This is a genomic window from Nitrospira sp. BLG_1 (assembly GCF_047338595.1).
Classification (GTDB): Bacteria; Nitrospirota; Nitrospiria; order Nitrospirales; family Nitrospiraceae; genus Nitrospira_D.
On record NZ_JBLFBO010000079.1, the window covers coordinates 1 to 6,988 of the forward strand.

Genomic DNA, 6,988 nt, shown 5'->3' on the forward strand with positions numbered 1-6,988 from the left:
TCTTGCACCTCAAATGTTTCGACATGCATGTTCCTGTCTCCCTTCGTGGCTATACAGTTGATCGATCTTCACCATCCTACTCTCCCCCATCCTCCTTGTCAAGCACACAATACAAGCACGATATCCTACTTCATCCTTACGGCTCGATCATACATGACAATACTCCCCGCCGTCGCAACATTCAGGCAGTACCTTGATGGTATGCTCACAAGAGCCTTACAAGCATTCATTGCATCTTTCGACAGCCCCCCATCCTCGGCCCCCAGCAAATAGATAACCCTCTCGGCATGTTCATATTTTGCCAACTCACATGCGCCTATGCCATACTCAACTCCGACGAGCTGACAGGAGTATGGGAGCGTAGTCAGGAATTGTTCCAATGTCTCAAACCTAATAAGTGGAATATGTCTCCATGATTTTGTTGTATCACTCGACTGATTACGATATCGACCTCCGATCGTGAAGATGAACGCTGCACCAAACGCGTATGCGGACCTCCACAAAGTTCCGATGTTGCATTCCCTCTTTGGATTCTCTATACCTATCCCAAAGTATCCCATGCTTACCTCCTTACCCCAACATGGCCAGCACGACGAACGCGAGCACACAGGTCCAGACAAATGCCCACCCCAACAATTCGCTCCACGTCAACATCGACATCCCTCCTCCCCCCCCCTTCTCAACCCCCCTGCCCCCTCACCACTTGATGAGCCTCATATCAATCCCCTCCCCCGAACCCTCCCCATGGAAATCTCCCCCGACTCGGCTCTGCTCTCCCCTTAGCCACCCAAATACTAGCCTCACTAGCGCAATCTCCCCCCCACGCAACGGTCCCACGGCTCCCTCATCCACTCGCCGATTGAAGTAGTCGAAGAATCCCTGCTCAGCCTGGATGAGATCCATCATGTCATTCATTGTGCTCCTCTACTTTCTTGGGTACAGTTTCACATGCACAGTTAGTATTGCCCCATGTTCCACCATGTCCCTATACAATGAGGCAAACTCCACCTCACTTGCGGGATAGCAGTCCCTATAAAAGCTGTAATGGCATATTCCCCATCTATTACTCCTTTCGTAGACGTATAACGTCGTATTCCCCATGTACCCATATCCCCTAGGTGGGAGGAAGGCGAGGATAACCCCCATCCTCCTCGTCTTTCTGAATACTATTGGATCGCTCACCTTATCCCGCGCCCCCCTTCCTCTCAATTGTCCCCCACAACCCCACGCTCCCGCTCCTCTTCATTCAGTTGCTCCGCATGCTCATACCGACACTCAAAGCACGGCTTCCAGCACTGATGATCCTCGCACCATTCATCCTCGGGAGGATCGAGACATTTATCGTAATCTACGATGTGGTACATTTTATTTTCCTCCTTTCTTGTTTTCTAGATATACTATTGCCTTTTGCAGAGCTATAATCATTTCTTCTGGAACACCTTCTCGCTTGTATGCTATGTATGGAGATTTATCCTCATCATCTGTCGCACTGTCGCACGGAGTTCCGTTTCGAGACTGAGCTAACGGGCATTCAAAACAATCATCAGGGATATTGATATAATGGTGGCACAGCGCACAGGTCTTCGAATCCACAGCAATAGGCGGGTTTTTGATACCATGTTTGGCCAAGTTTTCTTGTGTCAATCCTATCCACTTCTGCAATGAGTGTTGCAGGGCATTAAACTCTTCGACCTTACGTGCCGGCATAGCATAGTATTCCTGTTTCCACGATTTTTTGCTCATGACGTATTCTCCTGTCTATGGTAATTCTATCTCTACGGGTATCCCCATGAACCAGCACTCACTTGTTTCAAATCCCTCGATACCTTTCACTTCTGCTGCTGCCACACACGATTCCCATGAGGGATGAGCCACACTCAATACCGGATGCTCCTGCCCCGCGACAAAGTAGACAAAATACCACGCAACGAGATAGCCAGTCATACTCTACCTCCGTTTCTGCACTTACCCCGCCATTGGCTTCGATGGTGTGCATGGTCCGGTCATCAGTCCGCGCAATCGGTATGGGTGTATTAGGGTCAGCGCCGCTTCTACCTCTCGCTTCATCACAGCTTCACACACTGCTATCGAGGGATACCCGGAATACAGGTGTTTTTGGCTCTCCCCGTTCGGCATCAGGTACGTGAGCAGGAACCAATATGTCACTTCTGGAACCACAGCAACACCCCTTCCTCAAATCCACTCATGTTTCAATGCATACGTCCCTTCGTGCGAGTACTCCCCGTTCGGTCCCCTGAACATCGCAGACGAGAGGCTATGGACAATATGGAACCCCATATCCATACCACAGCCATTGACCACAAGCCCGCCTTTCTTATAATCGTGCCGTAGTCCAAGGACCTTACTAATGTACCCCGAGAGAAAGAACGGCTTTCTATCCTCCCCGATGCAGTAACAGTCAATCCTCCGTTGCATGCCAGACTTGGACACATGCCGGAGGACGGTATACACTGTGTCGCCCCTCTGCAACACCTTATGCAGCATGTCCATCGCCTCTTGCTTGGATCGGTCTTTACCCTTGATCATACTGCCCCCCTTTCCTCTTCCGCCCCTTTCAACCGAATTGATAGATAATAGTACAGTTCACAATCCTCGTTTTCCTCGTGGTACTTATCAGTACTAGGTTCTGTCGGCCATTTCTCCAGCCTGTAATCCTCCTTGATTTGTGCCTCAAGCCCCTCAATGTCATAATCTCCATCTGAGGCAATCTGATCCAACGCATCTTCTATCGCCTCAGCAAAGTTACTTCCACAACCTGTGTAACAAACTTCATACTCCGTAAATGCTACCCCACACCCAGGAAAATACTGAGCATGATCAATGCCATGGTCCACAAGTTGATAGCCTTCAATCTTCTTCATGGTTTGACCTCCTTCTTCGCCAAGGCCAGGGCGGCCAGGGCCTTCTTCAACTTTTCAACCGTGTAACCTTCCAACTCTTCCGCACTCAGTTCTGTAGTATTAAGTAATCCCTCCAACGCTTCCCGCATGGCGTCGAAGCTGTTGACGGCGCGGACGATGAGGGCGGCATTTATCTCCTCAACCCCTCTTGCATTCGGCATCATATAAGCCACATACCCCTCGCCACGTGGTCCCTCTACATAATGACCGCATAACCTGTCAGGGTAGTCCTTGTTAGTCTCTAGGTAAGCTGAATGCTTCCACGGTCTCGGTGTCGCGTTCATGGTCTCCTCCGTTCGGGCGGTGAGAGGCTATAAACGAATTGAGCTACCAGTGTTGAGCACATTAACAATCGTGTGCCAAGAGACTTCGTAGCGTTCTCCTGTGGGAAGAATTACGGTAGCGAATGGGTGAATACGACTGACAATTTTCCCTATTACACGCTTCCCTTCTTTTAAAACTGGAACATCTGGTAATTCATCTTTTGCTTGTCCGATTGTATAGTGCATGGTCCCCTCCTTGGTTGCGCCCGGTTATTTAACCCCTCCCTATTCTCCCCCTGTCAAGAGGGAGAGGCGGCAGGGGTTAACAAAACTGGACATTCTTGAACTTCTCGTACCCTTGCAGGATTTCAATGATCCCTTCCTTGCCTGTAAAATGTGGGTTGACAGGCCAGGACATGGCAATCCCGTCTTGTGGACATTTTGCCTTCATTTCCCCCGTCCATTCAGGCATGATGATGCGGTATCCTCCGATCGTTTTCTCAAGATAGATATTCCAAATCGGTTGATTATTACTGTCTCTCATGTGTGTTCCCCTTTCTAACCTGGTCTAGGCTACTTAGAACTCTACTGCCCTAGGTATGCTACAAGACTACCCGTCGGGTCTTCCGGTAACACACTCCTTCGTGCTGTAAAGACACTGATGTTGTGTTTCTGGCACAGCCATACTCTCTCAGAAATCGAGGAATGTTCCCAAGCCTCTACAGCATTGTCGAATTCCAACATTGACCAGTCATCTTCATCGACCACAGGATACTGTTGCAACCCCTGGTAAATCTCTTCACCGACGGGTATGCTCGCTCCTGTCACGCACAAGGCTTCCCACCATCCACAAGCCCAGTGACCGAATCTGTATATTTGGACTGTTTCCGATTCTCCCCCCAGTCTTTTGAGCGCACTTCGCCAATTGGATTCCTCTAGAGTACTGCTGTCACGTGACCTTGTGAGCACAATATACACGTCTGAAAAACTTGAGAGGGGCTTGCCCACATAGTTCGCTTCAGAGTCCCAGCCAGAAGGATTTTGTGCCACTTCAGCTAACGTCTTCATATCACTCCCCCTTGGTTGCGCCCGTACTAGCTGTGAGCTTCCATATCGTTTAGCACCCGACACGCGGCCCATACGTCCAGGTCGGCATAGGGGCCGATTGCCCATCCACTCGCATAGAGCTTCACTAGATGTTGCTTACCCGCCCTGTCCGTGATGCGTGTATCGCGCACGGTAAAAATGTTGTTAGGCGTCCATATCATGGTCTAGTCTCCTTCGTTGCGCCCGTTACCTGGCAAGCAATCGCGAGTACCGGATAGCGGCCTGCTCGTACGTCGAAAACTGCTCGTTGACCGTATCCCGCCAAGTACCATCTAGATAGATCGTAGCGACACGCACACTGTACTTACTGGCCCCCGTCTGCTCGATCCGCGTCCAGATCCGCCCCTCGTATGATTCGGCTAACAGCATCATGGTATTCTCCTCCCTTGGTGTTTCGTCCCTTGGATCGAGAGCATCGCTCCATTCGCTTAACGGAAACATAGCTATGACTCCCGGCAGTATTCCATGGTCGATTCGTTGAATGGCCTGAATACCCGGCGATTAGTACGCCACATGAAGCAGATATCATCTACTGTAGGGAATGGCTCAGCAGAGTGAACAGCGTACACCCTACCATCACGCGTATAGACCTTATAGACCTTGTGCTCACTACCAGCACTCTTCACTTGCACCTGATATCGCTGTATTGTCCTCTCCATGTCCTCCCCTCCCTTTCATTGCGCCCGTGATGCCCTCACGAAACACGCAGTCTATATACAATTGAACCTTCCCTGTTGCCGTATGTAGCCATTGCTCCTGCTACATTTCGCAAAACGAAATCCCGCTTGTGGATTGTCGCATGCTGAACGCTGTAGGAGGATTCAGCCAGCCACATATCTAAAGCGGACTTGGCCTTAGGCAGTGAGCGACAGACCGCTATTAGTTGTGCGTCTTGCCCTGCTGTGTGTACGTAGACATCATATAATGTGCTCATTTTGGCTACCCTCCCTTTCGTTGCGCCCGGTTGGTTGCGGCCTATAGCGGTCTATTAGTAAAGGCTAGTTCTGGTGCGGACAATTCGGTCGCGATGGATAGTTTCCGCCATTTCTCCCTCTCCTGATGTGATAGGCCGTCCCAGAATTTTAGATGATCGGGCCTTGATGCTTCCGCCGTGGCTATGGCCGCGTCGATCATATTGCGGCATTCCTGCATCGTCCTAGCGATGCACTGTGTTTCATCGCCGTAGCCTTGCCCTGGATGCCAATAGATCCCGCGACCCCTATAGGTCCTCTTGTAAATTGAATTGAGCATGTTATCCCCCTTGGTTGCGCTCGTTATGCCCACTACTTCAGAGCATTAATGAGAATAGCTACATATCCTACCAACAACGCCACTAGTACCAATGCGCTGAATCCCCACACGACGACCATGCCCGCTGTCTCAATAGTGTCATGCTTTCGATTCATCACTTTCTCCCTTTTGTGGTTGCGGTTCATGCCCCTAACAGTAGCACTATGCGTGCCAGAACTCTGTTTACTCTAACCCATTGATATTCCTGCCTTGACAAGATTCATGCCTCACCACTTGAGACATTTTGTCCACCCCCAAAACCGTGAACATAGCAATATCAATCACTTACACGCAGGACAACTTGTCTCACCCCTGGACAGTTTGTCCCCTGATCCTACATGCATGCATATCTCATACCTCTCCCCTAGAGCCAAACCCCTAGGCCCCGAAAGCATAACTCCTCAACACCATTATATGTTATCCAATGTTCGTGCAGCTTCATAACCTCTAACCCCCTGACAACCCTACAACTTCCTCAACTTCCTGAACTTCGCCTAGGCAGGTACAAGAATCCCTCTCCGTACAAAAATGGACACTCGCCCGCGAGCCTGTATCCGAATCGATACACCACTATATAAATCAATAGGATAGAGGAGAGAATAAATAAATATATAGTAACCCTAACTATTATTGGCATTTTCTCTCCCGGGACGGATTTGGATACCTGCCTAGGGCAAGTTTGGCAAGTTGTGAAAGTTCTCGCATTCTCGGCATGTTGGGAGAGATGAAGGAGGAGGAAGTTGAGCGAATGTTGAGGAATATCACGTGGTTAGAGTTCAGGCCCGTCCAGGTTGTGCCCTAGGGGTTTGTGTAACATCCGTGTAAAATCATGACCAAAATCATGTTTTTGGTGTATGGTGCCGAATCCATACACACATCATATGGTACCGTGCTACCTCGCACCACAATACGTAGCAATGTGGTGGACCGTCCACCGACTGAGGCTATTAGGTGTAGGCAAATCCATACAGTGACGAGATTTCGGCACGAGGCGACACCTGGGCCGTGGCATGGCACTTGCATAGGCACGCGGTCTGCCTTAGCAGGGATCGTGCCCTGTCTGGGCTCAATTCTTGCATCGCTCGATCCTGGCCCAGTCCTCGCCTTAGCAAGTCTCGTGCCACATCCAGGCACAGATCTTGCTAGGCCCGACTCTTGCACCCTGCACGAATCATGCCACGCCTCGGCATGGTCCTTGCTACTGCAAGCTCCATGCCACCTCACCCAACGTCCTGGCACGCTTCTTGCTAGAGGGGGAGGCCCCCCCTAAGCGACTGGCAGGTAGCCGGAAGCCTCTCCACCACGCGACAATCAAATTTTTGAATTGGGGATCGTGCTTGCATAACTTGTCTTTCATGGTTGACATGGGAGGGAGGAGGTGGTAGGGTGGGGGCGTGGGAGAGGAGG

The 6,988-nt window shown here is 50.4% G+C and carries 13 protein-coding genes; all 13 read right to left on the reverse strand.

The window, feature by feature from the left end:
- Positions 1 to 125: 125 nt before the first annotated feature.
- The 13 genes from ACMTNU_RS19910 to ACMTNU_RS19970 all read right to left on the reverse strand — a co-directional run bounded on the left by ACMTNU_RS19910 (position 126) and on the right by ACMTNU_RS19970 (position 5,697).
- The gene (locus ACMTNU_RS19910; protein WP_413937039.1) at positions 126 to 560 is read right to left on the reverse strand and encodes an RNA methyltransferase; all 435 of its coding nucleotides are present in this window, start codon (positions 558 to 560) and stop codon (positions 126 to 128) included.
- A 136-nt stretch (positions 561 to 696) separates the two neighbouring features.
- The gene (locus ACMTNU_RS19915) at positions 697 to 915 is read right to left on the reverse strand and encodes a hypothetical protein (RefSeq protein ID WP_413937040.1); all 219 of its coding nucleotides are present in this window, start codon (positions 913 to 915) and stop codon (positions 697 to 699) included.
- A gap of 450 nt (positions 916 to 1,365) precedes the next feature.
- Positions 1,366 to 1,743 carry a hypothetical protein gene (locus tag ACMTNU_RS19920; protein WP_413937041.1) on the reverse strand — a complete coding sequence of 126 codons (378 nt, stop codon included), beginning with the start codon at positions 1,741 to 1,743 and terminating at the stop codon, positions 1,366 to 1,368.
- Between the two features lie 15 nt (positions 1,744 to 1,758).
- The gene (locus ACMTNU_RS19925) at positions 1,759 to 1,944 is read right to left on the reverse strand and encodes a hypothetical protein (protein WP_413937042.1); all 186 of its coding nucleotides are present in this window, start codon (positions 1,942 to 1,944) and stop codon (positions 1,759 to 1,761) included.
- Positions 1,945 to 2,193: 249 nt separating this feature from the next.
- Positions 2,194 to 2,547 carry a hypothetical protein gene (locus ACMTNU_RS19930; protein ID WP_413937043.1) on the reverse strand — a complete coding sequence of 118 codons (354 nt, stop codon included), beginning with the start codon at positions 2,545 to 2,547 and terminating at the stop codon, positions 2,194 to 2,196.
- Positions 2,544 to 2,882, reverse strand: a complete 339-nt coding sequence (locus ACMTNU_RS19935; protein ID WP_413937044.1) for a hypothetical protein — start codon at positions 2,880 to 2,882, stop codon at positions 2,544 to 2,546. The genes ACMTNU_RS19930 and ACMTNU_RS19935 overlap by 4 nt, the downstream gene beginning before the upstream one ends.
- On the reverse strand, positions 2,879 to 3,085 hold the full coding sequence (locus ACMTNU_RS19940; protein ID WP_413937045.1) for a hypothetical protein: 207 nt from the start codon (positions 3,083 to 3,085) through the stop codon (positions 2,879 to 2,881). The genes ACMTNU_RS19935 and ACMTNU_RS19940 overlap by 4 nt, the downstream gene beginning before the upstream one ends.
- A 147-nt stretch (positions 3,086 to 3,232) precedes the next feature.
- A complete protein-coding gene (locus ACMTNU_RS19945) occupies positions 3,233 to 3,430 on the reverse strand; it encodes a hypothetical protein (RefSeq protein WP_413937046.1) in 198 nt (65 codons plus the stop codon).
- A gap of 76 nt (positions 3,431 to 3,506) precedes the next feature.
- A complete protein-coding gene (locus ACMTNU_RS19950; RefSeq protein ID WP_413937047.1) occupies positions 3,507 to 3,728 on the reverse strand; it encodes a hypothetical protein in 222 nt (73 codons plus the stop codon).
- 41 nt (positions 3,729 to 3,769) lie between these two features.
- Positions 3,770 to 4,252: a hypothetical protein gene (locus ACMTNU_RS19955; RefSeq protein ID WP_413937048.1), complete on the reverse strand. Its 483-nt coding sequence runs from the start codon at positions 4,250 to 4,252 to the stop codon at positions 3,770 to 3,772.
- 26 nt (positions 4,253 to 4,278) lie between these two features.
- A complete protein-coding gene (locus tag ACMTNU_RS19960) occupies positions 4,279 to 4,452 on the reverse strand; it encodes a hypothetical protein (RefSeq protein WP_413937049.1) in 174 nt (57 codons plus the stop codon).
- A 25-nt stretch (positions 4,453 to 4,477) separates the two neighbouring features.
- Positions 4,478 to 4,663: a hypothetical protein gene (locus ACMTNU_RS19965; RefSeq protein WP_413937050.1), complete on the reverse strand. Its 186-nt coding sequence runs from the start codon at positions 4,661 to 4,663 to the stop codon at positions 4,478 to 4,480.
- A gap of 911 nt (positions 4,664 to 5,574) precedes the next feature.
- Positions 5,575 to 5,697 (reverse strand): hypothetical protein, encoded by a 123-nt coding sequence (locus ACMTNU_RS19970; RefSeq protein WP_413937051.1) that lies wholly within the window; start codon positions 5,695 to 5,697, stop codon positions 5,575 to 5,577.
- Positions 5,698 to 6,988: the final 1,291 nt, after the last annotated feature.